This is a genomic window from Rhizobium sp. FKL33, from assembly GCF_005222915.1.
GTDB lineage: Bacteria > Pseudomonadota > Alphaproteobacteria > Rhizobiales > Rhizobiaceae > Rhizobium_E.
In genome coordinates, this window is record NZ_STFX01000022.1 from 50,533 (window position 1) to 75,034 (window position 24,502).

General features: G+C 61.0%; 22 protein-coding genes and 1 pseudogene. 12 read left to right on the forward strand and 11 right to left on the reverse strand.

Annotated elements, in window-relative coordinates:
• Positions 1–26: 26 nt before the first annotated feature.
• The 5 genes from E8Q41_RS14295 (at position 27) to E8Q41_RS14315 (ending at position 5,027) form a co-directional block, all read left to right on the forward strand.
• Complete coding sequence (locus E8Q41_RS14295) at positions 27–854, forward strand: ferritin-like domain-containing protein (RefSeq protein WP_137156220.1); 828 nt, start codon at positions 27–29, stop codon at positions 852–854.
• A gap of 134 nt (positions 855–988) precedes the next feature.
• Positions 989–2,287: a M23 family metallopeptidase gene (locus E8Q41_RS14300; protein WP_246660191.1), complete on the forward strand. Its 1,299-nt coding sequence runs from the start codon at positions 989–991 to the stop codon at positions 2,285–2,287.
• Between the two features lie 53 nt (positions 2,288–2,340).
• On the forward strand, positions 2,341–2,955 hold the full coding sequence (locus E8Q41_RS14305; RefSeq protein WP_137156222.1) for a LysE family translocator: 615 nt from the start codon (positions 2,341–2,343) through the stop codon (positions 2,953–2,955).
• Between the two features lie 148 nt (positions 2,956–3,103).
• Positions 3,104–4,603, forward strand: coding sequence for a DEAD/DEAH box helicase (locus E8Q41_RS14310; RefSeq protein WP_137156223.1), 1,500 nt, complete (start codon positions 3,104–3,106; stop codon positions 4,601–4,603).
• A gap of 1 nt (position 4,604) precedes the next feature.
• On the forward strand, positions 4,605–5,027 hold the full coding sequence (locus E8Q41_RS14315) for an NUDIX domain-containing protein (protein WP_137156224.1): 423 nt from the start codon (positions 4,605–4,607) through the stop codon (positions 5,025–5,027).
• Positions 5,028–5,066: 39 nt separating this feature from the next.
• Here the strand turns inward: E8Q41_RS14315 and E8Q41_RS14320 are convergent, their stop codons facing one another.
• From E8Q41_RS14320 to E8Q41_RS14340, 5 genes are all read right to left on the reverse strand, one after another.
• Positions 5,067–5,744, reverse strand: a complete 678-nt coding sequence (locus E8Q41_RS14320) for a hypothetical protein (RefSeq protein ID WP_137156225.1) — start codon at positions 5,742–5,744, stop codon at positions 5,067–5,069.
• A 113-nt stretch (positions 5,745–5,857) separates the two neighbouring features.
• Entirely contained in the window at positions 5,858–6,178 is a 321-nt protein-coding gene (locus E8Q41_RS14325; RefSeq protein ID WP_137156226.1) for a TfoX/Sxy family protein, read from the reverse strand.
• A 65-nt stretch (positions 6,179–6,243) separates the two neighbouring features.
• Positions 6,244–8,367, reverse strand: coding sequence for a TonB-dependent receptor (locus tag E8Q41_RS14330; RefSeq protein WP_170976483.1), 2,124 nt, complete (start codon positions 8,365–8,367; stop codon positions 6,244–6,246).
• 130 nt (positions 8,368–8,497) lie between these two features.
• Positions 8,498–10,111, reverse strand: coding sequence for a molybdopterin-binding/glycosyltransferase family 2 protein (locus tag E8Q41_RS14335; protein ID WP_137156228.1), 1,614 nt, complete (start codon positions 10,109–10,111; stop codon positions 8,498–8,500).
• 100 nt (positions 10,112–10,211) lie between these two features.
• The gene (locus E8Q41_RS14340; RefSeq protein WP_137156229.1) at positions 10,212–11,885 is read right to left on the reverse strand and encodes an NAD+ synthase; all 1,674 of its coding nucleotides are present in this window, start codon (positions 11,883–11,885) and stop codon (positions 10,212–10,214) included.
• A gap of 129 nt (positions 11,886–12,014) precedes the next feature.
• On the opposite strand from E8Q41_RS14340, the gene E8Q41_RS14345 reads away from it, so the two are divergent.
• Both E8Q41_RS14345 and E8Q41_RS14350 read left to right on the forward strand, forming a co-directional pair.
• On the forward strand, positions 12,015–12,533 hold the full coding sequence (locus tag E8Q41_RS14345) for a DUF1003 domain-containing protein (protein ID WP_137156230.1): 519 nt from the start codon (positions 12,015–12,017) through the stop codon (positions 12,531–12,533).
• Between the two features lie 184 nt (positions 12,534–12,717).
• Entirely contained in the window at positions 12,718–13,764 is a 1,047-nt protein-coding gene (locus E8Q41_RS14350; RefSeq protein ID WP_137156231.1) for a porin, read from the forward strand.
• Between the two features lie 49 nt (positions 13,765–13,813).
• On the opposite strand, the gene E8Q41_RS14355 is transcribed toward E8Q41_RS14350, so the two are convergent.
• A complete protein-coding gene (locus tag E8Q41_RS14355) occupies positions 13,814–14,233 on the reverse strand; it encodes a GFA family protein (protein WP_137156232.1) in 420 nt (139 codons plus the stop codon).
• 96 nt (positions 14,234–14,329) lie between these two features.
• Positions 14,330–14,821 (reverse strand): MarR family transcriptional regulator, encoded by a 492-nt coding sequence (locus E8Q41_RS14360; RefSeq protein ID WP_246660192.1) that lies wholly within the window; start codon positions 14,819–14,821, stop codon positions 14,330–14,332.
• A 136-nt stretch (positions 14,822–14,957) separates the two neighbouring features.
• On the opposite strand from E8Q41_RS14360, the gene E8Q41_RS14365 reads away from it, so the two are divergent.
• The 3 genes from E8Q41_RS14365 (at position 14,958) to E8Q41_RS14375 (ending at position 18,539) form a co-directional block, all read left to right on the forward strand.
• Positions 14,958–16,505 (forward strand): AMP-binding protein, encoded by a 1,548-nt coding sequence (locus E8Q41_RS14365; protein WP_137156233.1) that lies wholly within the window; start codon positions 14,958–14,960, stop codon positions 16,503–16,505.
• Between the two features lie 34 nt (positions 16,506–16,539).
• Positions 16,540–17,367 (forward strand): p-hydroxycinnamoyl CoA hydratase/lyase, encoded by an 828-nt coding sequence (locus tag E8Q41_RS14370; RefSeq protein ID WP_137156234.1) that lies wholly within the window; start codon positions 16,540–16,542, stop codon positions 17,365–17,367.
• A gap of 269 nt (positions 17,368–17,636) precedes the next feature.
• Positions 17,637–18,539, forward strand: a complete 903-nt coding sequence (locus tag E8Q41_RS14375) for a M10 family metallopeptidase C-terminal domain-containing protein (RefSeq protein WP_137156235.1) — start codon at positions 17,637–17,639, stop codon at positions 18,537–18,539.
• A 63-nt stretch (positions 18,540–18,602) separates the two neighbouring features.
• Here E8Q41_RS14375 and E8Q41_RS14380 read toward each other — a convergent pair whose 3' ends face one another.
• The gene (locus E8Q41_RS14380; RefSeq protein WP_137156236.1) at positions 18,603–19,445 is read right to left on the reverse strand and encodes an alpha/beta hydrolase; all 843 of its coding nucleotides are present in this window, start codon (positions 19,443–19,445) and stop codon (positions 18,603–18,605) included.
• Between the two features lie 4 nt (positions 19,446–19,449).
• On the reverse strand, positions 19,450–20,115 hold the full coding sequence (locus E8Q41_RS14385) for a hypothetical protein (RefSeq protein ID WP_137156237.1): 666 nt from the start codon (positions 20,113–20,115) through the stop codon (positions 19,450–19,452).
• Positions 20,116–20,436: 321 nt separating this feature from the next.
• Here E8Q41_RS14385 and E8Q41_RS14390 point away from each other — a divergent pair, with 321 nt between their 5' ends.
• Entirely contained in the window at positions 20,437–21,705 is a 1,269-nt protein-coding gene (locus E8Q41_RS14390; protein WP_137156238.1) for a M50 family metallopeptidase, read from the forward strand.
• 170 nt (positions 21,706–21,875) lie between these two features.
• Positions 21,876–23,102 carry an IS701 family transposase gene (locus tag E8Q41_RS14395; RefSeq protein ID WP_137156239.1) on the forward strand — a complete coding sequence of 409 codons (1,227 nt, stop codon included), beginning with the start codon at positions 21,876–21,878 and terminating at the stop codon, positions 23,100–23,102.
• An 824-nt stretch (positions 23,103–23,926) separates the two neighbouring features.
• Here E8Q41_RS14395 and E8Q41_RS25885 read toward each other — a convergent pair.
• Positions 23,927–24,037: pseudogene (locus E8Q41_RS25885) on the reverse strand (IS200/IS605 family transposase); the annotation flags it as partial.
• Positions 24,038–24,043: 6 nt separating this feature from the next.
• On the reverse strand, positions 24,044–24,313 hold the full coding sequence (locus tag E8Q41_RS14405; RefSeq protein WP_137156240.1) for a hypothetical protein: 270 nt from the start codon (positions 24,311–24,313) through the stop codon (positions 24,044–24,046).
• Between the last annotated feature and the right edge of the window lie 189 nt (positions 24,314–24,502).

Consider the following 24,502-nt stretch of genomic DNA (forward strand, 5'->3'; position numbering starts at 1 on the left):
TGAGCTTTTGCGGACATCCGATTCCCATGACAGAAGAATTTCCCATCGAGAGCCTGCGCGGCGGCGCCATAGCCGGCGTCGTCGAGGCCGATCTCGACCGCAAGATGGCGCTGGCGCGCGAGACGCATCGGCTGTGGACAGCGCGGTCGCTCTCCTTGCGCTCGCCGCTCGATCCGCCGCTGCCCGTGAGGCCCGGCCGGCCGGAAAAGCCCGCGCTCGTGCCGCCGAACAAGATGAAGAAGCGCTCGCTGCATACGGCGCATGGGCGCATCGCGCTGCTGCACGCGATCTGTCATATCGAACTCAACGCCGTGGATCTGGCGCTGGATATCGTCGCCCGTTTCGCCGACCAATCCGTGCCGCGCTCCTTCTTCGACGGCTGGATGATGGTGGCCTTCGAGGAGGCCAAGCATTTCCTGATGGTCCGCGACAGGCTGCGGCAGCTGGGCGCGGACTATGGCGACCTGCCCGCTCATGACGGCCTTTGGGAAGCGGCGCATTCCACCCGCAACTCGTTGAGGGCGCGGCTCGCCGTCGTGCCGCTCATTCTCGAAGCGCGCGGCCTCGACGTGACGCCGTCCATGCGCGACTCGCTGCGCGAACTCGGCGACGAAGACAGCGCGAAAGTCTTCGACGTGATCTACGAGGACGAGAAGGGCCATGTCGCCGTCGGGGCCAAATGGTTCCGCTTCCTCTGCGCCCGCGAAAGGAAGGATCCCGCCGCCGCTTTCCAGGCGCTGGTGCGGGAGAATTTCCGTGGCGGATTGAAGCCGCCGTTCAACGATCTCGCCCGCGCCGCCGCCGGCCTGACGCCGAGCTTCTACCGGGCGCTCTCCCCGCTCGGAAACGCCTGACAGCCTCGGGATTTTAAGGAGTGACGGGGTGAAATTAACCCTTCGTTAACCCTAATAAATTCTAATCGCCGCACGGGATTCAGGGGAACGTCGAAGCGGGCATCGACCAGCTTCAAGCGACGAGGTCTAGAAGCGTGGCGGACGGGGCAAGCAGAACATTCGGACGGAGACGGCAGCAGCATCTGCTGATTCTCGCCAGCGGCGAGAAGGTGCGTCATATGACGATCCGTCCGTGGATGACGGCGCTTGCCGCTGCCGGCGTCGCCTGCCTGTCGCTCGGCTATCTCGGCGCGACCGCCTATCTCGTGCTGCGCGACGACCTGATGGGGGCCGCCATGGCGCGCCAGGCCCGCATGCAACATGATTACGAAGACCGGATCGCCGCCCTCCGCGCCCAGGTCGACCGCATCACCTCCCGTCAGTTGCTCGACCAGCAGGTGGTTGAAAACAAGGTCGAAAAGCTTCTCGAACAGCAGATGGCGCTGAGCTCCCGCCAGGGCAAGATCGGCGACGTGCTGCAGCGCGCCGAAGGCGCGGGCCTCGACGCCACGCCGCCCGACGCCGCGCCCGTCAACGCCTTTGTGCCGGAAGAAGAACATTCGTCCTTCTCGCCGCTCTCTTCGTTCAAGACCCTGCTGTCGCGCGAGCGGCTGGCGCACACGCCTGAAAAAGCCGCCTCCTTCGTTCCCCAGAACGGCGACAATGACATCGCCGATCGCGCCGACCGACTGTTCACCAAGGTGACGCTGTCGCTGAAGTCGATCGAACGCCAGCAATTGGCGCATATCCAGTCGCTGGCGGCCGACGCCCGCGATCGCGCCGACAAGATCCAGTCGATCCTGGTCAATACCGGCTTCCGCCTGCCGCACGACGTCGCCTCGACCAATGCGTCCTCGGACACCGCCATAGGCGGTCCCTATGTCCCGCCCGAAACCGGCGACATGTTCGAGGATTCGCTGAGCGACCTCGACCTGGCGCTGCAGAAGTTCGAGCGCGTAAAATCCTATGCCGAGACCCTGCCCTTCGCCAATCCAGCCCCGGGCCGCGAAATCACCTCGCTGTTCGGCAATCGCATCGATCCCTTCTTCGGCAAGCTCGCCATGCATGCCGGCATCGATTTCCGCCAGAAGACCGGCGGCAAGGTGTTTGCGACCGGCGCAGGCACGGTGATCGCCGCTGGCCCCGCAGGCGGCTACGGCATCATGGTCGAGATCGATCATGGCAATGGCGTCACCACCCGCTATGGCCATCTTTCCCGCGTGCTCGTCGAGAAGGGTCAAAAGATCGCCGATGGCGACGTCATCGCGCTTTCGGGCTCCACCGGCCGCTCCACCGGCCCGCATCTGCATTACGAGGTGCGCCGCAACGGCCGCGCCGTCGACCCCTTGCGTTTCCTCAACGCCGGCATGAAGCTCGACACCTATATACGCTGAGCGAGCGCCTGGCGCGGCTCTTGCATTGCGATCGCAGCACAGGAGCCCAGCCCATGGATGTCGCCACCCTCATCGCCTTCGCTCTCGCCTTTTTCGTCTTCGCCGCCAGCCCCGGCCCCGACAATCTCACCATCATGGCCCGCACCGTGTCGCATGGCTGGGCGTCCGGCCTCGCCTATGGTTTGGGCACAGTGACGGGCATTCTGATCTTTCTCGCGGCGGCGGTGTTCGGCCTCTCGGTGATCGCGAGCGAGATGGGCGTCGTCATGACCATCCTCCGCTATGCCGGCGCCGTCTGGCTGATCTGGACGGGAATCCGTCTCTGGACCGCCAAGCCCGACGCCACGGATCTTGCCGAACGCAGCCGCGATCGCGGTCTCCTTCCAGCCTATGCGACCGGCGTCTTGCTCAATCTCGGTAATCCCAAGATGCCGCTGTTCTATATCGCGCTTCTGCCCAATGTCGTCGGCGCGGAGATTGGTCCCATGCTGGCCGTAGAGCTCGCGCTCGTCATCCTTGCGGTCGAGGCGGTGGTCATTGCCGGCCATCTTCTCATCGCCCAGAAAGGACGGCGGCTGATGACGTCGCCGGTCTTCGCCCGGCGCGTCAATCGCGCCGCGGGCTCCGTGATGATCGGAACCGGGGCCATCGCCATCGCAGCGCGATGAAATTGCCCCGCCATTAAGCCTAATCGGCTCCAAGACCGTGATTTTCTTGACTTGCTGGTCGTTAACGATTATGTCCCGCGCAGCTTATCCAGCAGTGCTGGACAGATTCCCTGGTAAATGAACACCAACAACGGAAAAGTCATTTCCATTGACAACCTTTGAAGATCTCGGCCTCAGCCAAAAAGTCCTCTCCGCAGTCACGGATTCGGGCTACACGATCCCTACACCTATTCAGGCTGGAGCCATCCCGTTCGCCCTTCAACGGCGTGATATTCTCGGCATCGCCCAGACAGGAACCGGCAAGACGGCATCCTTCGTGCTGCCGATGCTGACGCTGCTGGAAAAGGGTCGCGCCCGCGCCCGCATGCCGCGCACGCTGATTCTCGAGCCGACCCGCGAATTGGCGGCCCAGGTGGCCGAAAACTTCGAAAAATACGGCAAGAACCACAAATTGAACGTCGCGCTGCTGATCGGCGGCGTGTCCTTCGAGGATCAGGACCGCAAGCTGGAGCGCGGCGCCGATGTGCTGATCTGCACGCCCGGCCGCCTGCTCGACCATTGCGAACGCGGTAAGCTCTTGATGACCGGCGTCGAGATCCTGGTGATCGACGAAGCCGACCGCATGCTCGACATGGGCTTCATCCCCGATATCGAGCGCATCGCCAAGATGATCCCCTTCACCCGCCAGACGCTGTTCTTCTCGGCCACCATGCCGCCGGAAATCCAGAAGCTGGCTGACGCCTTCCTGCAGAATCCCGAGCGGATCGAGGTCGCCAAGCCCTCCTCCACCGCCAAAACGGTGACGCAGCGCCTCGTCGCCAGCCACAGCCAGGATTGGGAAAAGCGCGCCACGCTGCGCAACATCATTCGCGAAGTCGAAGCCGACATCAAGAACGGCATCATCTTCTGCAACCGCAAGAAGGACGTCGCCGACCTTTTCCGCTCCATGGAGCGGCACGGCTTCTCCGTCGGCGCGCTGCATGGCGACATGGACCAGCGCTCGCGCACGACCACGCTGCATAATTTCAAGGAAAACAACCTGAAATTCCTGGTGGCCTCGGATGTCGCCGCGCGCGGCCTCGACATTCCCGATGTCAGCCACGTCTTCAATTTCGACGTGCCGATCCATGCGGAAGACTATGTCCACCGCATCGGCCGCACGGGCCGCGCCGGCCGCTCCGGCGCCGCCTTCATGCTGATCACCAAGCGCGACGCCAAGCATCTCGACGCGATCAAGAAATTGATCAACGAAGAGATCGAATGGCACGGCGGCGACCTCTCGGCGCTGCCCGAACGCGAAGAAAGCGAAGAGCGCAAGTCGTCCGACCGCCGCGGCGGCCGCGACAAGGGCCGTGGTCGCGACCGTGACGGTTCGCGGGCACCGCGCGAGCGCGAAGCCGCAAGTCATAAAACGGACACCGAAAAAGCCGATAAGGGCGCTGTGATCGACATGGCCTCGAAGAAAGCGGAAACACCCATGGCAAAGACCACCCAGGCCCCCAAGCGCGATTATCGTGACGAGCGTCCCTATCCGGCCAATGACGACAATCGTCGCCGCCGTTACCAGGACCGCGACGATGGTCCGACGCCGGTGGGCTTCGGCGACGACATCCCCGCTTTCATGATGATCTCCGCCGCCATCAAGTAAGATGCGGCCCGGCGAGGATTTCCCCGGCGTCGGCGTCGGCCTCGCCATTGTCCGCGACGACAAGATCCTTCTGTATCGCCGCGTTCGGCCGCCCGAGGCCGGACACTGGAATATCGTCGGCGGCAAGATCGATCATATGGAAGCCGCCATCGAGGCGGCGCGTCGCGAAGCCGAGGAGGAGAGCGGACTGTCGATCCGCACGATCGAATTCCTCGGTCTTTCAGAACAGATTTTCGAGAATGAAAGACAGCACTGGCTGTCGTTGATCTACCGCGCCGTCGATTTTTCGGGCGAGGCGCGGGTGACGGAACCCGAGAAACTCCCGGAATTCGGCTGGTTCGCTTTCGACGACCTGCCGTCGCCGCTGTCGCGCTTCGCGGCGGACGCGGTAGGGATGTTGAGCGCCGTCATCCCCAAAACCTGAAGGGCTCGCTTTTAGGCGAGCCCTATCGCGACCTAGGGGTCAGAACAGGAAGTCGCTCTTTCCAATCTGCGAAAGTTTCACATCGTCGAGCGTAAGTTCGGCTTTGCCGAAATCGATCACGACGTCGTCGCCATCCTGTGACATCATCGTCTTGATGTCTGCAAAAGTGTAGTTTTTCCCAGAATCCCGCAGATCGATGCGATCGTGGCCGGAATGGGCGTCGCGCGCTTCGAAGTCGGTAATCTCATCCTTGTCGTGATACTTCGAAAACACGAATAGATCTTTGCCTGCGCCGCCGCTGAGCACGTCGTCGCCTTCATGTCCATCGATCTTGTCATTGCCGCCGAAGGCCTTCAAGACATCATCGTCTTCCGAGCCGTAGAGCCAGTCCTTGCCCCTGAAGATCGTCGCCATCAGCGTCATGTCGTCTTTCGTGGAGACCGTGTCGATGGCAGTCTGGATCTTGGTCGCCGCGACACTGAACTCCATATAAAATGCCGTGCCGCCGAACTTGGCTTCGTAGGTCGTCACTGTTCCGCCGGTCAGACGGCCGTCCGCATCATAGGTAAGGTTCTTTCCGCCGAAATGTTCTTCGTAGCCATTGGCGTAATAGGCGGCGAATTCAGTTTTCGTCGTCGTGAATTCCGATGCTGTCGTGATGCTGTGATAGTCGATCTTCGTAATATCAAAGCCGACAAAGGCGTAAGCGATGGCCATGGCGCGTCTCCCTGTTTTTCAGGAGGATACTCGTCGACCCCGTCGAGGTTCAAATTGACAGGACTATGGGAAACGTCGCATCGCCTTAAAAAAACTCTGCGAAACCGGGCGCCTCACGCCAGTCGCCGCGCGGCGTCATAGGCGATCCTGACCCAATGCGCCGCCTCGTCCGGATCGTCATAGGCGCCGCCCGGAATAGGCCAATAGGGCATGGCGACCGGCTTGCCGGACTTGTTGTGCGTATAGGTCCATTGCGACGATCCCGCCTCCTCGTAGAGACGTCCGGCGTCCTTGTCGCCCTTCAGCATGATGCCGTCGAACAGGTCGATGGCGATGATCATGCCGTCCGCATAGATGCCCTTGCCGCCGAACATGCGGCGGATCGACACCGGGCCGACAGCCCTAAACAGATCCTGGATATCATCGACGTCCATAATGCTTTCGATCCTCCGCCGAGAGGACTATCGGCGGAGGATGGAGGAGCGTCAAGATCGTCCCCTCAGAACCGCGTCGTCGCCCCCACCATGATCGTCCGTCCGCGACCATTGGTGATGCCGCTCAGGATGTCGCCGGTGCCGGTGTTGGCGGTCCAATAGGCCTTGTCGAACAGGTTTTCGACCGTGAAGAAGGTCTCGAAATGCTTGCTGACTTTATAAGAGCCGTAAACGTCGAACAGCGTGTAGGACGGCCGTTCGATGCTCTGCTCTTCGTTCATATACGCCTGGAAACTCTCGCCCACATAGCGGACGCGCCCGCCGATCGTCGCTTTCTCCTCGAGGAAGCGGGCGCCGATATCGAGTGAACCGAAATCATCCGGCAGCGTGCCGACGTCATTGCCGAAACCGGCGGCCACGCCGATCGGCTGATCGGTGTCGGCGATGGTCAGCGAGAAATTGGCGTAGACGCGGCCGGTGTCATAGCCGCCTTCGAGTTCGACGCCCTGCATGATCGTTTCGCCGTCGAGATTGACCCATTTGGCGTCGTTGTTGCTGTCATAGCCATAGGTGATGTAGTTCTCGATGCGGTTGTAGAAATAGCCGATCTTGAGATGGCCCTTGTCGGTCGAGCTCAACAGGCCCTCGCCCATCAGGTTGACGCCGATATCGATGCCCTTCTGCTCTTCCGGCACGAGATTGGGATTGTTGTTGATCGGGTCGCCGATCCCGTCGAAATTGTGCCCGCCGGGGTAGAACAGTTCCGACGTCGTCGGCGGCCGCATCGTGTGCGCGTAGGTGGCGTAGAACTGCGACCAATCGGTCGGGGCGAAAGTTCCGCCGATCTTGGGGTTCCACTTGCCGCCGGAGCGGTCGATCTCGTCGCCGCCGCAATAGCCGTTGGCGCAGTCGTCCGCTTCGCCCGAAGCGACGCCGCTCAGGCTGTAGTAATCGTAGCGCAGCCCTGTCGTCAGGCCGAACATGCCATGCGTCAGGGTCGCTTCGCTGAAGGCCCCGCTCTTGATCAGTTTGCCGTCCGGATTGGCCCCACTATTCTCATTGCCCTTGTATTCGTCGGAATTGAGCGCCGCGCCATAGTTGAACTTCACCTCGGTCTCGTCCGACACGTCCCACAGGCTGGTGTTGCTGATATCGAATCCAAGACCCGTATCGCGACCGTCGCGTCCGTCGAACTCGCCGCTTCCGGTCAGCGAATCCATCTTGACGTCGGCGAAATTGGCGTAGGCGTTGACGCGCAAGTCGATCAGGTTGTCCCCTGGCGTATAGGCGTATTTCGCCGAATAGGTCTGGTTTTCGATATGCCAGCGATAGCCGGCGCTGCCGACGTCGAAGGCGTTCTTGTAATAGACGCCGCCAAGATCGAGCGACTGGGTGTCGTCGGGGGCGATCTTGACCTTCATCAGCGCCGAGCGCGGCTGTTGGGAAGCGTCATAGGGATAGTCCTGGCCGTCGCCATTCTTGTAATTGCCGAAATTGCTGCCCGACACAGCGCCCATGACCGAAAAGTCGCCGCCGTCGCCGACGTCTCGGCGAATGCCCGCCGCTGTCAGGCGCGAGAAATAATAGCCGTTGGTTCCTGTCCGCAATGTGGTCATCAGGCCTTCGTCCTTGCCCTCCAGCAAGACGTCGTCGATGCCGACGGTGCGGAGATTGGCCGAACCCGACAAGGTGCCGAGGCCTTCGGCGCCAGAGACCGCGCCGCGCGAAATCTCGGCGCCGGCCAGCATGTTGGGATCGACATAGGCCATATTGTCGAAGCTGCCGCCATGGCCGGAGAGATTGCGGAAGGTCTGCGGCACGCCGTCGATCATGGTGTTGACGCGGCCCATGCCCTGCATGCCGCGAATATTGACGACGACGCCGGGCTGTTCGGCGCCTTCACGGGTGAAAGTGCCCGCCTTGGTCCTGAGCGCCGTATTGATGTTGCCGTTATAGCGCTCCTGGAAATCCTCGGCGGTGATCTGCGAGACCGGCGCCGCTGAATCGGTGATCTCGCCTTCGCCCGGCTGGGAGGAAATGACGATGCGTTTGAGCTTGGTCACGCCGTCGCTCGTGGTCTCCTGAGGCTGCGCGTCGATCGCATCCTGCGCCCAAACTTCAGCAGTCGACGACAACACAAACACAGCGGTTCCGGCCATGAACATGGCGGCCAAGCGCTTCAAACCCACGATACACCCCATGCGATCGAAAGTCCTGGCTGGCCGCATGAGCGACTGGCTGGCGACTGCTTCATCGGCCCCCGCGGCCGACTATCAGCAGATGGCATATCATGAATTAAACTGTCAAGTTTATTACAGTTTATGCACCGAGAACACCACCTGCAGCGATGATCGCCTCGGGCGTATCCGTGTCGAGATGGGCCGCCGGGCCGATCTCGACGTCGATGACAGGCAACCCGCTCTTTTCGATGATCGGCCGCGCGCCAATATCGCCCTCCAGCCTCATCACCGCCGGAAAAACCGCTTTCGGCAGGATCACCGGATTGCCGCGCTTGCCGTTCGACACCGCCCGGACGATGGAGGTTCCGCCTGCTTCGACAAAGGCCCGGGTAAGCTGGGCGATATCCGCCGAAGTAAGGGCGGGCATATCCGCGAGCAGAACGAGCAGGCCATCCGCTCCTTCGGCGGCAGAGAGGCCGGCGCGGAGAGAAGAGGCCATGCCCTCTTCGTAAGCGGGATTGAACACGGTGCGGCAATCGAGACCGTCGATCGCCGCCTCGATCTCGCCGGCGCGGTGGCCGGTCACCACCAACGGCCTTTCGAAGCCCGCTTCCTTGGCCGTTCTCGCGCTTCGCCGCGCCAGCGTTTCGCCGCCGAACAGAGCGAGAAGCTTGTGCTTGCCCTCCGGCCCCATGCGCCGCCCCTGCCCGGCCGCGAGGATCACCGCCTCCACCCGCAGACCCTCGGATCGGATTTCGCCAAGTCGCGGCCTGGGCCGGGTCGGTATTTCCATCAGCAGGCCTCCCACGCCCCAGCCCGTCATCTCATGGACGGTCGGCCATTCGCCGGCCATCACCCGCGACAGCACCCAGTCGAAGGCGTTTTCCTTGGGGCTGCGCGCGCAGCCCGGCGCGCCGACCACCGGCTTGCCGTCGATTTCACCGAACACCAGCAGATTGCCGGGATCGACCGGCAAGCCCGCCTGGATCACCGTGCCGCCCGCAAGCCGGATCGCGGCGGGAATGACGTCGTCGAAATCGGTCATGGCGGAGGCGCCGAACACCACGACGAGATCGTGATCTGGCAACAGCGACACGATTGCGTCTTCCACGGCCTCGGCGCGATGCGCCACGCGGAGCTCACGCACCAGCGTGCTGTTGGACGTCGAAAGCCGGACCTTGAGAAGTTGCGCCGTCTTGTCCATCACCGATGGCTTCAGCGACGGCAGCTGGGTCGCAACCAGCCCGACCTTAAGGGCGCTGTAGGGCTTCACCGCGAACGGCCGCGCCTGCGCCAGAATGTCGACGGCGGCGGACACCGCCGCCCCCGGCGCAGCCAGCGGAATGATCTTGATGGTCGCGACCATGTCGCCCGCCTTCACATCGGAGTGATCGCGAAGACAGGCGAGAGTCACCGCAGGATCAATGCGGTTGATCCGATCCACGACGCTGCGGTCGGCGCAGAAAAGACCATTGCTGGCGGCAAACACATTGACGCGGCCGGTGGAGGCCGGAGAAAAGGTGAGATTGTCGCATGGGATGGCCTCGGCGATCATTCGGGCGGCCTCATCCTCCTCGATGTCGCCCGGCTCCAGACGAACCACGATCGCATCCGCGATTCCGCATGAGGCAAGCAGGCCGACATCTTCGGATGTAAGCCGTCGCCCCTTGGGCAGAGACACCCCTTCTGCTCTCAGCGAATGCGCAAGCAGTGCTCCTTCCGCCTGATCGACCGGGACTGGTCCGAATTTCATGCCGCCTCTCCACCCAATGCTTAGGATCATGAAAACACGACCGACGGCAGGGGTAAAGACCGATCCGGCGCTTCGGCGGCCTGACCGGCTCAGGTCTGCATCACCCCCGGTCGCGGAACCGGTTGGTGATGGGATAGCGGCGGTCGCGGCCGAAGTTCTTCTTGGTGATCTTCACACCCGGCGCCGACTGGCGGCGCTTGTATTCGGCGAGATAGAGCAGATGCTCGACCCGATGCACGGTGGCTGCGTCATGGCCGCGGGCGATGATCTCCTCGGTGCCCATTTCCTGCTCGACCAGGCATTCGAGGATATCGTCGAGCACGGGATAGGGCGGCAGCGAATCCTGGTCGGTCTGGTTGGGACGCAATTCGGCCGACGGCGCCTTGTCGATGATGTTGTGCGGAATGACCTCCCCGGATGGGCCGAGCGCGCCGGGCGGCACATGCGCGTTGCGCCACCGCGACAGGGCGTAGACCTGCATCTTGTAGAGATCCTTGATCGGATTGAAGCCGCCGTTCATGTCGCCATAAAGCGTGCAATAACCAACCGACATTTCCGACTTGTTGCCGGTGGTCACCACCATCGAGCCGAATTTGTTGGAGATCGCCATCAGGATCATCCCGCGCGCGCGGCTCTGCAAATTCTCTTCGGTGATGCCTTCTTCCGTCCCTTCGAACAGGTCGGACAGCGCCGAGAGAAAACCCTGCACCGGCTCCTCGATCGGCACGATGTCGTAATGGCAGCCGAGCGCCTTGGCGCAGTCTGCGGCGTCCGTCAGCGAATCGGCGGAGGTGTAGCGGTAGGGCAGCATCACCGTGCGAACGCGGTCTTCGCCGAGGGCGTCGACCGCAATCGCCGCGCAGATGGCCGAGTCGATGCCGCCGGACAGACCGAGCACGACATTCTTGAACCCGTTCTTGTTCACATAGTCGCGGAAGCCGATCATGCAGGCGCGATAATCGGCCTCTTCCTTTTCCGGAAGCGGCGACATCGGTCCTTCGGAACAGGTCCAACCGCCATCCCGACGTTTCCAGGTGGTGGTCACCACCGCGTCTTCGAATTCCGCCATCTGGAAAGCGACGGAGAGATCGGGATTGACGGCGAAACTCGCGCCGTCGAACACCAGTTCATCCTGTCCGCCCAGCTGATTGGCGTAGATCAGCGGCAACCTGGTCTTCGCGACCTGGGCTTTGACGAGCTTGTGACGCACCGCCATCTTGCCGCGATAATAGGGCGAACCGTTGGGATGTAGCAGGATCTCGGCGCCTTTGGCGGCCAGCGTGTCGGTCACCCCGAGCGAGCCCCAGATATCCTCGCAGATCGGAATGCCGACCTTGACGCCCTTGATGATCACCGGCTCAGGCTCGCCGCCGGCGACGAAGACGCGCTTCTCGTCGAATTCGCCGTAATTCGGCAGGTCGACCTTGTCGCGAATGGCCGTGATTCGACCGGATTCGAGCACCGCCACGGAATTGTGCCGCCCTGCCTCGCTTTGGCGGGGAAAACCGATGATGACGGCCGGGCCGTCCGCTTGCGTGTCCTCCGCCAGTTGCTCGACGGCGCGCAGGCAGTTCTTCAGGAAAGCAGGCTTCAGCACGAGATCCTCGGGCGGATAGCCCGAAATAAACAACTCCGTCAGAAGCAGGATATCGGCGCCCTGCCGCGCCGCGTCGGCCAAGGCGTCGCGCGCCTTGGCGAGATTGCCGCCAATGTCGCCAACGGTGGGATTGAGTTGCGCGATCGCGATCCGAAGCGTGTCCGTCATAATGCCCATTCTCTCTTTCCGTCATCAGGTCTTAGCATAAACGCCGGTCATGTCCATGACGCGAGGCGGCAGGCGCAAGTTCCCGTTGTTTTCACGAGGAATTTGTAGAATGTGAGCCGATAACCCGGAGATCGTGACATGTTGACGGACCTCGAAAAAAGCGCGCTCGGCAAGAGCGCGGACGAGCTGAACGCCTCGGAAAAGAAAGTGATCAAGCGGGCCCGCGAACGCCGTGCGGTGTCGAGCAACGCCAATGAGGAGTTCCTGTCAGGCTCGGATTTCGGCGACAGGCTGGCTGACCAGATTGCCCGGATTGGCGGATCCTGGAGCTTTATCCTGTGCTTCTTTGCTTTCCTCATGTTCTGGGCATTGCTCAACACCGTGCTGTTGACCACGGATGCGATCGACCCCTACCCGTTCATCTTCCTCAATCTCATGCTGTCGATGCTCGCCGCCATCCAGGCCCCGATCATCATGATGAGCCAGAACCGCCAGGCCGAACGCGACCGCTTCATGGCGGCGAAAGATTACGAGATTAATCTCAAGGCCGAGATCGAGGTGCTGGCCCTCCATCAGAAGATCGATCTCGAAGTGCTCAAGGAACTACGCGAACTGCGCGGCGAAATCGCCGAGATGCGCGCGGGTCTGGAGAAGTGACAGTTTCCTAAGTGTGCTAATTAAACACCACTCCCACTATTTTGCTCAATGTGACGGGGTTTGTTATTTGCGCGCAAAAATGCGGGCGTAGTGCAGCAGATGAAATCGGGTTTGGAGGGGCCCTTTTTCGAACAACCAGCCGGCGCAGGGCCGGCTCCTATCATCTGACTGACTGGAGGTCATTTTGACCATGAAGACCCTTCTTCTCGCATCCGCCGCGGCGCTCGCCATCGGCTCCGCAGCCCAGGCCGCCGACGCTGTTGTGGCTGCCGAACCTGAGCCCATGGAATATGTCAAAGTCTGCGACGCCTATGGCACCGGCTATTTTTACATCCCCGGCACGGAAACCTGCCTGAAGGTCGGCGGTCGCATCCGCTTCGATCTGAAGGCCGCCGATTCCTACAAGGCCGACAGCGACAACGGCTGGAACTCCCTGACCCGCGCCGAAATTTACATGGACACGGCGTCGGACACGGAATACGGCGCTCTGAAGACCAAGTTCATCTCGCGCTTCGAATTCGCCGGCACCTATAACGACGGCACGCACACCACCACCAAGCTGATCGCGGCGAACATCTCGCTCGCCGGCTTCCAGGTCGGTCTCGCTGACTCGCTCTATACGACCTTCACCAACTATGCCGGCGATGTCGCCAATGACGACGTCATCAAGTATGGCCTGAAGGAAATCAACCAGATCAGCTACACCTATCAGGCCGGCGGCCTGAAGGCGTCGATCGGCGCGGAAGCCGACGACAACACCGCCTACGCCGATCCGAACGGCAATGACTACGTTCCGAACTTCATCGGCGGCGTGAGCTATTCCGCTGACACGTTCGGCGTTGCCGTGGTCGGCGGCTATGACGACACCGCCGACGCCGGCGCGATCAAGGGCCGCGTCGACGGCAAGTTCGGCGGCCTCTCGGTCTTCGTGATGGGCGCCTGGAACACCGACGGCGACAAGATCCACGCCTATGCGCCCGGCGACGGTTATGTCAGCTGGGGCGATTGGGCCGCCTGGGGCGGCGTCGGCTACAAATTCGCCGACGATCTCGCCGCCAATGTCCAGGTTTCCGGCACCGACAACAAGACCTTCGCCGCTGCCGCGAACGTCAAGTGGAACCCGGTTTCCGGCCTGCTGATCCAGCCGGAAGTGACCTACACCAAGTGGGACAACGCGGTCGTCGATGCCGATCAGTGGAACGGCATGGTCCGCTTCCAGCGCACGTTCTGATCATCGAAACGCGAAGAGCCCCGGCGCCGGGGCTCTTCATCATCACCAATTAATCGCTGTTGGTCAGCAGACTTGTCGAACTCTTCGGATATTGCGGCAGATCGTCGAGGATTTCGTAGAAATCGCCCTTGTCGGCGCAGAAGATGTGCGAACCCGGAGTCAATCGGCTCGGCATGTCGACGCTGCCCGCCTGGATCGAGGTGTAATCGGCGCCCTCGTAGCGCCAGAACAGCGCCGAACCGCAGAGCTTGCAGAAGCCGCGCCGTCCCTTGTCGCTGGAGGCGTACCATGTGATGTTGTCCTCGCCGGAAATGGTGAGATCGTCATCATCGGCCGCCGTGGAGGCGTAATAGAGACCGGTCTGGCGCCGGCATTGGCCGCAATGGCAGAAAACCACCTCTCGCATCGGCCCATCAACCTCATAGGTCACGGCTCCGCACAGACAGGCTCCGGTGTGACGTTCGCTCATCATGGTTCCCCTATTGTCATCTTCTGGGAGAGTGGCGAAGCAGGTCGGACAGTTCAAACGAAAATCGATGATCTGATGATTCAGCGGATTTGATCCTCATTCGGGCGCGGCGATTGTCCGTCCGGCGTAAACCCGCTTGAGGAGGTCGAAAAACTGCTGCTTCTCGCTGTCGGAGAAACGGTCGAGAAAGCGGCGTTCGTGCTCGCTGATCCGTTTCCGCGCCTCGCAAAGAACAGCCTTGCCTTCAGGGGTGAGCCGCAACTCCTGACGACGCCGGTCGATCCGGGACGGCGCGCGCTCCACGAAGCCGCGCGATTCCAGCCGATTGGTCAGCGCCATCATGGTCGCGCGGTCCATGCCGAGCCGTCCGGCAATGTCGATCTGGCTGACGCCGGGATTGGCGGCGATCAGCTCAAGGACGGAGAACTGTTTGGGCGTCAGAGCCAATTCGCTCATTTCATTCATGAAATCCTGATAGATGGCGCTGCTTGCCAACCTCAAGTGAAAGCCGATCAGCGTGTCCAGCTGTCCGATTGCGAGCGCGCCGCCCTTCTCCCAATCTCCGTGTTCGATCGTGTCTTCAGGCACATTTCCCCCTTGCCATTTCAGGTCGTCCTGTTTCCGTTACTAGCGCAAAAATCACCACTTGCGCAGGGCTAAAAATTCTATAGTATGTATTACATACAAATGATCGCCCTGGAGAGGCGATCAAGGGAGGATCAGCATGACCACGCAGCAGCCGACTGGCGCCGCAGGATTGCGTATTGAAGACCCGTTGGCGTGCCGCGCTCGCCAGGTTCCGGATAAACGCGCAGCCGTGGAATTGACGACGCGACGCACCGTCACCTATGCGCAACTGGACGCACTGGCCGCCCGCGCGGGCGGACTGATCCAGAGCATGATATCGACGGCGGACGCCCAACCGCGCATCGCCGTCATCGGACGAAATTCCCTTCTGCAACTCGCTATATCCTTCGGCTGCCAGCGGATCGGCGCGGTGTTCACGCCGCTCAACTGGCGGCTCGGCGCTGCGGAACTGTGCGCGATTGTTGAGGACTGCGCGCCTGCGCTCGTTCTCTATGCGGATGAATTTGCAAGCGCCGCCGCGTCATTCGCCGCCTCGCCTGACCGTCACGTGATGCCGCTCGAAGGCGCGAACGGCTTCGAAACCCGCCTCGCCTCCACGCATCCTGTCCCGCATGTCGCCTATCCCGGCGAAACGCCGGCCATCATGCTGTACACCTCGGGCACGACGGGCGCGCCGAAGGGCGTGGTGATCACAGCGGCCAATGCGCTCTGCGCGTCTTTGAATTTCGCCGCCGTCGGCGATGTCGGCGGCGACAGCGTCGCCCTGTGCGACCTGCCCTTCTTCCACACGATCGGGCTTTGCGCCATCTCCCGCACGACCATCGCGCTCGGCGGGACTCTGGTGATCTCGGATCGCTTCCTGCCGGAGCGCACGCTTACCTGCCTCGGCGACGAAACGCTCGGCGTCAGCCATTACTTCGCTGTGCCGCAAATGGCGGCGGCGCTGCGCAAGGATCCATCCTACGACGCCGCCAAGCTCGCCCGCCTCAAGGCCATCTTCATCGGCGGCGCGCCGCTGTCCAAGCAGTTGATCGACCTGTTCCTGCAAGACGGCGTCGCGCTGGTCAACGGCTACGGCATGAGCGAGGCGGGAACGGCCATCCACATGCCGCTCGACAAGCAGGCGGTCGCAGCCCATCCCGGCGCGGTGGGCTATCCCGCGCCGCTGATTGAAATCCGTCTGGTCGGCCCCGATGGCGCAGACGCTCCGGCCGGAGAGGCTGGCGAGATCTGGTTGCGCGGCCCGTCCGTCACGCCTGGCTATTGGAACAAGCCGCAGGAAACCGAAAAGGCCTTTGTCGACGGCTGGTACCGAACCGGCGATCTCGGCCAGCGGACAGAAAGCGGAGCGATCTATGTGCCCGATCGTCTGAAAGACATGTACATCTCCGGCGGAGAAAACGTCTATCCGGCCGAAGTCGAGGCCGTGCTCGCCGCCCATCCCAAAGTCGGCGACGTGGCGGTCATCGGCGTCGCCGATCCCAAATGGGGCGAAACCGGCGTCGCCTATGTCGTCAGCCGCGACGCAACGCTGACCGCCGACGAACTCTCCGCCTATTGCGCCGAGAAACTCGCAGCCTTCAAGCGACCTTCGCAACTGCGCTTCATCGAAGCCATACCCCGCACGGCCTCCGGCAAGGCCCAGAAACATGTGCTCAAGCAAACCCGCGGAACAGAGGCCTGAAGCTGCCGCCGCCCGCCATCATGAGGAGACAAACATGGAAAAGACCTATCCCGCCGACGGCCCGGTGCTCGTCGACTTCGACAACGGCATCGCCTTCGTCACCCTGAACCGCCCGGAAAAACGCAACGCCATGAGCCCGGCTCTCAACAAGCGCATGCTCGAAGTGCTGGACGATCTCGAAGGCGACGATCGCTGCGGCGTGCTGGTGCTGCGCGGCGCGGGCTCGTCCTGGTCGGCCGGCATGGACCTCAAGGAATATTTCCGCGACAATGACGGCAAGGGACGCGACGTGACGCTGAAATCCCGCCGCCAGTCGGGCGGCTGGTGGGGCCGGCTGATGTATTTCGAAAAGCCGACCATCGCCATGGTCAACGGCTGGTGCTTCGGCGGCGCGTTCACGCCACTGGTCTCCTGCGATCTCGCCGTCGCCGCCGACGAAGCCACCTTCGGCCTGTCGGAAATCAACTGGGGCATCCTGCCCGGCGGCAATGTCACCCGCGCCGTCGCCGAGGTGATGAACCATCGCGACTCGCTCTATTACATCATGACCGGCGAGACCTTCGGCGGCCAGAAGGCGCGCGACATGGGTCTGGTCAACGAATCCGTGCCGCTCGCCGATCTCGAAACCCGCGTCCGCGCCATCTGCGCCAGCCTGCTCGAAAAGAACCCGGTCACGCTGAAAGCCGCCAAGGACACGTTCAAGCGCGTGCGCAATCTGCCCTGGGATCTCGCCGACGATTACATCTACGCCAAGCTCGAGCAGATGCTGTTCCTCGACAAGACCCGCGGCCGCGACGAAGGGCTCAAGCAGTTCCTCGACGACAAGACCTATCGTCCCGGTCTCGGCGCCTATAAGCGCTGACCTGTCCTCTCGCCGCAACCGCCGGCAGATTCGGCCCGTCATCCTCCTGCGATGGCGGGCCTTTTCGCGCCCGGCGCTGTCTCATCCTGATCGAGACGTTTCATTCCGGAACAGACCCGGCGGCGAGGTTGCGCCGGAAATTGCTTAAACCTCTACACGTTATCCTTAATTTCGTGGAAACGGGCGCTTGCCGACCCGTTTCATTCCGTCTCCGCCTGCCCTGGCTTACATAGATCTCACGACAACTGATTGGACCAGTGGAGGACCAGATGGCGCGGATCAAGGGCACCAACAACGCTGATGACATCCATGGCGCCGATGGCGACGACGTCATCACCGGCCTGGCCGGCGACGACATCATCCGCGCCAGCGCCGGCGATGACTACATCAACGGCGGCAAGGGCTGGGACGTCATCGACTACACGACTTATCGCGGCCGCCTCTCGATCAATCTGCAGGACAAGGGCGAAACCAAGGTCTATGGCGACGGCGTCCATCGCGACACCCTGGTGAGCATCGAGCAGATCATCGGCGGTTCAGGCGACGATTACTTCGTCGGCAACAAGGCCGACAACGTGCTGAGCGGCGGCGCGGGCCACGATTACTTCGTCGCCAGCGGAGGCTACGACACCTATAACGGTGACGCCGGCTACGACCTCGTCGATTTCTCCCGCATCGGCACAGGCCTCACGTTCAAGATCGACGACAAGTCCGGCGCGACCACCGTCTATGGCGGCGACGGCTCCTATGACGTGCTGATCAGCATCGAGAACGTCATCGGCACCAAATACAACGACGTCATCCGCGGCGGCAATGAAGACAACTATTTCCGCGGCATGGCCGGCAACGACACCCTGATCGGCGGCGGTAGCGGCGATGTTCTCGACGGCGGCGCCGGCAACGACCGCCTGACCGGCGGCAAGCATACCGATGTATTCGAATTCAACGGCAGGTTCGGCCATGACACCATCACCGACTTCAACGCCACCGGCGAACAGCACGACGTGATCGACCTCAGGGACGTCAACTATTTCCCCTGCTTCGACGACCTCATCACCTATTCGGCCGAGCAGGTCGGAAAAGACGTGGTCATCGACGGCGGCAAATACGGTGAGCTCACGCTGAAGAATGTCGACATCAAGGACCTCTCGGTCGACGACTTCCTGTTCTGATCCCTCCGCCTGGGGTCGGAATGCACGCCCGCGCGCCAGCCTCGGCGCGCGGGCGTCTCCTTTTTAGGGCCATGTCTGAGGACTGCCCGCGAGCGCCCGACGCACATAGGTTGCGGGCTTCCTCCATGTCGCCTCTTTATCGCTGCCGGGAAATTCGTCCTTCCTCTCTCCCGACGGCAAATAGTCGCCGTGTTCATAATCCTCACTGTCATCAATAATCCAGGGAGGACGCGTTTTTCCGATCGCCTTCGGTGGACCTGCGTAACCAAGGGCTGCCGATAGAGGCCATGCGGTCCCATCGATCAACTGCCCGAAGAAATTGCCGGCGGGGAAAGCCCATCGGAGAACAGTGTCCTTGCGCGACGCAAGCACATGTACGGATTCAGCCTTTGCGAAAGAATTGGCATACTCCTTTTCGAGGCAGGTTCTCTCGATCGCGCCAGCCATCAGGATCACGGTTCGGGTATTGCCCCGGAGACCTCGCACCGCTTCCAGCGCCACCCGCGCGCCGAGACTGTGGCTGAGGAACGACGTCTCTCCTATTCCCGACAAGCGCTTGTTACAAAATTTGGCAAGTCGCTGTCCGGTGGCCGAGGCGGTCGGCTTTTCAACGGGATAACTGATGAAGCCGGCGACGGAGTCGCCCGGCCAAAGCACGCCGAGAAACGCGACCGATTGAGGAAGTTCCAGCGCCTGCTCAAGCCTCGTGAGCTTGCACAAGGCCTCGGCCTGGCTGTTGTTATAGCCATGAATCCCGAAGAGAACACTTCGCCCGGCAATCAGCCTCTGCAGCGTAGAAAGGTCGAGAACGGAGGCGCGAAAAGATCCGTCAGTCCTCAGGACCATAGGCTCCGTCAACAGTCCGCCGCCGACCGGCTGCTTCCTGAAATTGAGAAACAGCGACATCGGCTCACCGCGTGATAGTTTTGAATGATGCGGACGCGGCAGTAATGGCACTGGTCAGATCCTTGGCGATCGGAGCCAGCGGCGCCGCAATAATGCCGATGCCGAACGCTTGCACGAAGAGGAGAAACCCGCCTTGTCCGCTCTCCGTCACCACCGAAAATGCGCCAATCTCAGAAATGACGACCGCAACGGCGGCGGCGATGACTTTGGCGGAATTGCGGTATCGCTGATCCGCCCGTTCGAAAGCCGCATCGAGCCGCGCGTCGATCACGCCCTCTAAGCGGGCAAGCAGCGCCAGTTCCGCATCGTCAAGCGCAGCGCCAGTCTCCAGCTTCGCCGAGATCGCCAATAGTGAAGCCGGGTTGACGCCCGGCGCCGCCTCAGCGAGATCCGCAGCCGTGCTGGGCGCGATCCCCAACTTGATCAGACCCTTGATTGCGATTTTCTGGTCCGCGACATTCATGCCGTTGATCCAATTGGCCTTTGCCAGTTCGAACGGCGCATCTTTGTTCACCAACTCCAGCGCCGACCGGAAGGGCTGCAGCGCCTCCTCCACGAAGCCATAGCCGATATTGGACACGCCGCCTTTGAACGCTTTGCTCGAATCCACCAGTCCATAAGCGGCCGTTCCGATCGCGGTCGTCGCAGCCAAAATCATCGGTATGTCCATTTGCTGACCTCATCCCCAAAAGCCGCGTCGGCGCAAGCCAAGTCGAAACGGCGCGTGAAAAGGCGCCGCTCCGCCAGCTCGGCGAAACGCATGAGAAAAATTGAATTGATCGAAATGCCATCCTCATCGACGCCTGCGCGGTCGATGCTATAGTCAAACACAGGATAGAGAGTTTAGCAAACAAATATTTGCAACCAAATGATGTGGCGCATAGATGATTTGCAGTCGGAGCAAGCACGCCGGCTTGCCGTATCGCTCTTTCCTCTCTATCGAAGACCAGCTTGAGCAAAGCCGCTCCCGTCCCGAAAGCCGCCCCACCGCATGCAGTTCATCCTCCAGATCCTCTTCCTCCTTTTGATGCTGGCGATTTACCGACTCCTGTCGGAAACCGGGCGCGGCATGAGACTGATCCGCTTTTCCAGACTGTCGGCGGAGCCGCCGGAAAGCGCGCTCGCGCGGCTGCAGGCGGCGATGGAGAATACCGGCGGCACATTCGCGCCGGTGGAGGCGATCGTGGAGACGCCCGACGGCGGGCGCACGGTCTATATCGGCAAGTCGAACCACGTTCATCAGCTGCGCATCCGCCCGCTCGAAGGCCTGCCGCAGGGCAGCCTGGGCGTCGAGGTCGTCTCGGTCGACGGCGTCGATGCGGCGCCCGGCCGGGAAGCGGTGGAGATCTGGACCGTCGAGCCTGCCGGCTCCGGCTCGCGCATCACGGTCGAACAGCGGCTTTTCGCCCGTATCGGCGGCGTCGTCTCAGCAATCGTCGGCGCCTGGCGGCAGTTGCGCAGCTTCGTCCGTGCGGAGCGGGATTATTCGACAGCGCCCTCTCGCGCGGCCCCGCCCTCGGGCCGAGCCGGCCAGCAAGCCCGCGCCGGCCGCAAGCCGCTGTTCGGCTCCTTCGATCCGCGCGACTACGCCATGGAAATCGGGCTCTCGCTGCTCGCCTTTGCGCTGATGGTCGTGCAGCTCGATTTCGAATCGGCGCTGCAATTGACGCTGGTCATCCTCGTGCACGAATATGGTCACTACCTGTCGTTCCAGATCATGGGCAAGCAGGGCAATCGCATCATGCTGCTGCCGTTCCTCGGCGGGCTGGCCGTGTCGGCCTCGCCGCATCGGTCGGAGTTCGAACGCGCCTTCACCGCGCTCGCCGGCCCGGCGATCTGCGTCCCCCTGTCGGTCCTCTGCTTCGTCTATGTCTATACCGCCACCGATTATTCGCCGATCTTGTCGTGGATCGCAGGCGTCGCCTATTTCAGCTGCCTCCTCAACGCCATCAACCTCTTGCCGATCTATCCGCTGGACGGCGGACAGGTGGCGGAAGGATATGTGCGGAGCTTCATGAAGGACGGGTTCACACAGGTGATGATGGCGCTGGCGCTCGGCGGCCTGCTGCTTCTTGTCTGGCTCGGCTATTCGCGCATGGCGGTGCTGATCGCCATTCTCGGCCTGCCCGGCCTCATGCGCCGCTCTTTCGTGCCTTCGGCGACGAGCATGTCGCCGCGCGAAACCCTGCTCATCACCCTCGGTTATGCGCTGTCGATGGGGGCGCATGCGGGCCTGCTCTATTTCGGCTGGGGCTTTTGAAAAAGCACTGAATAAAGCGCAACAAAAAAGCTCGCAAATCAATGGCAGCCTTGAATCATCATCAATCCCAAAGCAGAAGCCGGTTTATGAGTTTTCGGCCTAGCACTACTTTGGCAGATTGGGGCAAGGCTGATTTGAGATGATTTGTGCTCTCTTCCGTTGGGGGCAACATGTCAGATTGGGATACTGAGCTTTCCGCATTTTTGCAGCCATTTCTGGAGAAGCTTGGGCACAAGAAGCGGCGACAGATGTGCCCTCTCTATGTGTCTGGGCTGATCGGTCCCGGTGACCGCAAGAGTATCGAGCCCATGGCGGAGCGGCTTGCTCCCGGCCAATATGACCGCCTTCACCATTTCATTTCCGATGGTCTTTGGGATGCAGCGCCTCTTGAGACTGAGCTTGCGCGACAGGCGGACAGGATCGTTGGTGCGTCCAATGCGTTTCTGGTGATCGATGACACGGGCCTTCCCAAGAAAGGCGACCACTCAGTCGGAGTCGCGCCGCAATACGCTTCGATGCTGGGGAAGAGGGCAAACTGCCAGACGCTGGTTTCGGTGACGCTTGCCCGAGACGAGGTGCCTGTTCCGGTTGGCTTACGTCTGTATTTGCCTGAGAGCTGGACCAGCGACACCGACCGGATGGCCAAGGCCGGGGTTCCCGATGCCATGCGGGCATCTCGCACAAAGCCGGAGATCGCTCTTGCCGAGATCGATCGGTTGATCGCCGCTGGTATCCGGTTTGGCGCAGTGCTGGCTGACGCAGGCTACGGCTTGTCTGCGGCCTTCCGTCAGGGTTTAAGTGGACGTGGCCTCACCTGGGCGGTCGGCATCCCCAAGCATCAGAAGGTCTATCCTCATGATGTCGAATTGATCTTTCCCGTCTCTGGACATGGTCGCCCGCGTAAGCATCCGATCCCCGACACCCTTTCGGTTTCCGCCGAAACGATGTTGGCGTCTGCAAGCTGGAAGAAGGTCAGTTGGCGCCGTGGCACGAAAGGCCGCCTCACGGCACGGTTTGCCGCATTGCGCATCCGGATCGCCGACGGCACGCCGCAGCGTATTCTCGACAAGGGACAACAGCACATGCCGGGCGAAGAAGCCTGGCTGGTTGGCGAATGGCGATCAAACGACGAGCGCAAATACTACCTGTCCAACCTGCCGGTCGATGCGACGTTGAAAGTACTGGCGGCCGCCATCAAGGCGAGATGGGTTTGCGAGCAGGCGCATCAGCAGATGAAAGAGGAGCTTGGTCTCGACCACTTCGAAGGCCGATCATGGCAAGGGCTACATCGGCACGCTCTGATGACGATGATCGCTTATACTTTCCTCCAGCGCCAGAGATTGCAGACTGCAAAGCGGGAAAAAAAAGAAGCGACAAAGACGCAAGGGGCCACCTGAGCCCACCCTGCCAGCCATCCGTCGAGCCGTCATCAGTGCACTCGCCAGACAAATGATGACAATCCGATGTCCCCACTGCAAAGCGCAAATTCGAGCCACAGAACCTATTCTGCCAAAGTAGTGCTAGAAATGGCGTAGCGATGTATCTGCCATTATATCTACCAGCAATCGCGCCGGATTCCACATTTGCGGATATCGCAGCGAAGGCGCTGCTAAAAAATGTCCCCATTAAACCTGCGGCATCAAATCCCGTATCATCAGCACTGACGTTGCCCTTTACATTGTCGTCTCTATAAACAACAGTTCTCTCAAGTTCAGTCGGCTGCATTATTTATTTATTCTACCATGGAAAGAATTTACGAAGGCTAATAGTTCAATCACTGAGATGAATATGAATACCATTGCATAGAATTTGTTTACCAAAGTGAGGGAAAGCGAAAAAGAAATAAGAAACAAAAATCCAAAAAATAGAGAAAAATACTTATTTATTTCACTAAGGTACAGTATGCCTCCTATCAATGAACCAAAACAAGAAAATAAGAAATATCCAATATAATTGTCTATAGATTCATTAAAAAACGAAATACCTTTATATTCATAAGACAACGATCCGATAATTCCCATTGTGAAGAGGAATATTTCTCTTTTCTTTTGAATTGCGCTAAGGTCAGAAAAAATTATTGAGAACATTTGATTTCCTTTCTGCCATGCAGATGCAGTAAGTATCCCCCGGCAAAGCCGGGGGCTATAGGATTGGGGCCGCTCAAAGCGGCTTGAGCGGGACGCAACAGCGTCCCGATGGATTGGGACAGCCTAAAAGCGGATCATTTCCACATTTCCAGCTGTTCAAACCGCAAATCCTCTTTCTCCTGGTTTCGGATGTATTGCCGGATCGCTTCTTCGTCTCTCCCAACTGTCGAGACAAAAGAACCCCGACGCCCTCAGACGATGAGCACGCGTCCGCCGACACCGTCTTCCGCCTCGTAGCCGGCCTTGGCGGCTGCGGCGTCCTGCCGCTTGCGCAGAGCAAGTTCGGCGATGGCGATCTGCTGAAGCTCGAAGAGATCATTGCTGATCTGGACGCGGCGGGCGGCAAGGCGCGCTTCGTCGACGCGGGCGGCAGAATGCGCTCCCTGCTCCGGAGCAGGGCGGACGGGTGAGATTTCGGGAGACGCGCCTTTGCCCAAAATACGCTTCAAGAGGTTGGCCACAAAAACTCCTACCGGGACCTGGGCCCAGTTGGTTCATCGGCGACCTGATGTCGCGAACGAATGTTCCGGGCTCGCCGTCATCGTCGCCGACCTTTCGCGATCATTTGCGTCAGGTGTCGGACTGCCATTCCTTTGAATGGTAAGGGATGATCGTTTGAGTGGCAAGTCGGGGGGCGCCCGCGTGATCAG

Excerpts from the sequence above, each read along its gene's own strand:
- E8Q41_RS14295 (WP_137156220.1), top strand. The coding sequence starts at position 27 with ATGACAGAAGAATTTCCCATCGAGAGCCTGCGCGGCGGCGCCATAGCC.
- E8Q41_RS14305 (WP_137156222.1), top strand. The coding sequence starts at position 2,341 with ATGGATGTCGCCACCCTCATCGCCTTCGCTCTCGCCTTTTTCGTCTTC.
- E8Q41_RS14315 (WP_137156224.1), top strand. The coding sequence starts at position 4,605 with ATGCGGCCCGGCGAGGATTTCCCCGGCGTCGGCGTCGGCCTCGCCATT.
- E8Q41_RS14320 (WP_137156225.1), bottom strand. The coding sequence starts at position 5,744 with ATGGCCATCGCTTACGCCTTTGTCGGCTTTGATATTACGAAGATCGAC.
- E8Q41_RS14325 (WP_137156226.1), bottom strand. The coding sequence starts at position 6,178 with ATGGACGTCGATGATATCCAGGATCTGTTTAGGGCTGTCGGCCCGGTG.
- E8Q41_RS14335 (WP_137156228.1), bottom strand. The coding sequence starts at position 10,111 with ATGAAATTCGGACCAGTCCCGGTCGATCAGGCGGAAGGAGCACTGCTT.
- E8Q41_RS14340 (WP_137156229.1), bottom strand. The coding sequence starts at position 11,885 with ATGGGCATTATGACGGACACGCTTCGGATCGCGATCGCGCAACTCAAT.
- E8Q41_RS14345 (WP_137156230.1), top strand. The coding sequence starts at position 12,015 with ATGTTGACGGACCTCGAAAAAAGCGCGCTCGGCAAGAGCGCGGACGAG.
- E8Q41_RS14355 (WP_137156232.1), bottom strand. The coding sequence starts at position 14,233 with ATGAGCGAACGTCACACCGGAGCCTGTCTGTGCGGAGCCGTGACCTAT.
- E8Q41_RS14365 (WP_137156233.1), top strand. The coding sequence starts at position 14,958 with ATGACCACGCAGCAGCCGACTGGCGCCGCAGGATTGCGTATTGAAGAC.
- E8Q41_RS14370 (WP_137156234.1), top strand. The coding sequence starts at position 16,540 with ATGGAAAAGACCTATCCCGCCGACGGCCCGGTGCTCGTCGACTTCGAC.
- E8Q41_RS14375 (WP_137156235.1), top strand. The coding sequence starts at position 17,637 with ATGGCGCGGATCAAGGGCACCAACAACGCTGATGACATCCATGGCGCC.
- E8Q41_RS14380 (WP_137156236.1), bottom strand. The coding sequence starts at position 19,445 with ATGTCGCTGTTTCTCAATTTCAGGAAGCAGCCGGTCGGCGGCGGACTG.
- E8Q41_RS14385 (WP_137156237.1), bottom strand. The coding sequence starts at position 20,115 with ATGGACATACCGATGATTTTGGCTGCGACGACCGCGATCGGAACGGCC.
- E8Q41_RS14390 (WP_137156238.1), top strand. The coding sequence starts at position 20,437 with ATGCAGTTCATCCTCCAGATCCTCTTCCTCCTTTTGATGCTGGCGATT.
- E8Q41_RS14395 (WP_137156239.1), top strand. The coding sequence starts at position 21,876 with ATGTCAGATTGGGATACTGAGCTTTCCGCATTTTTGCAGCCATTTCTG.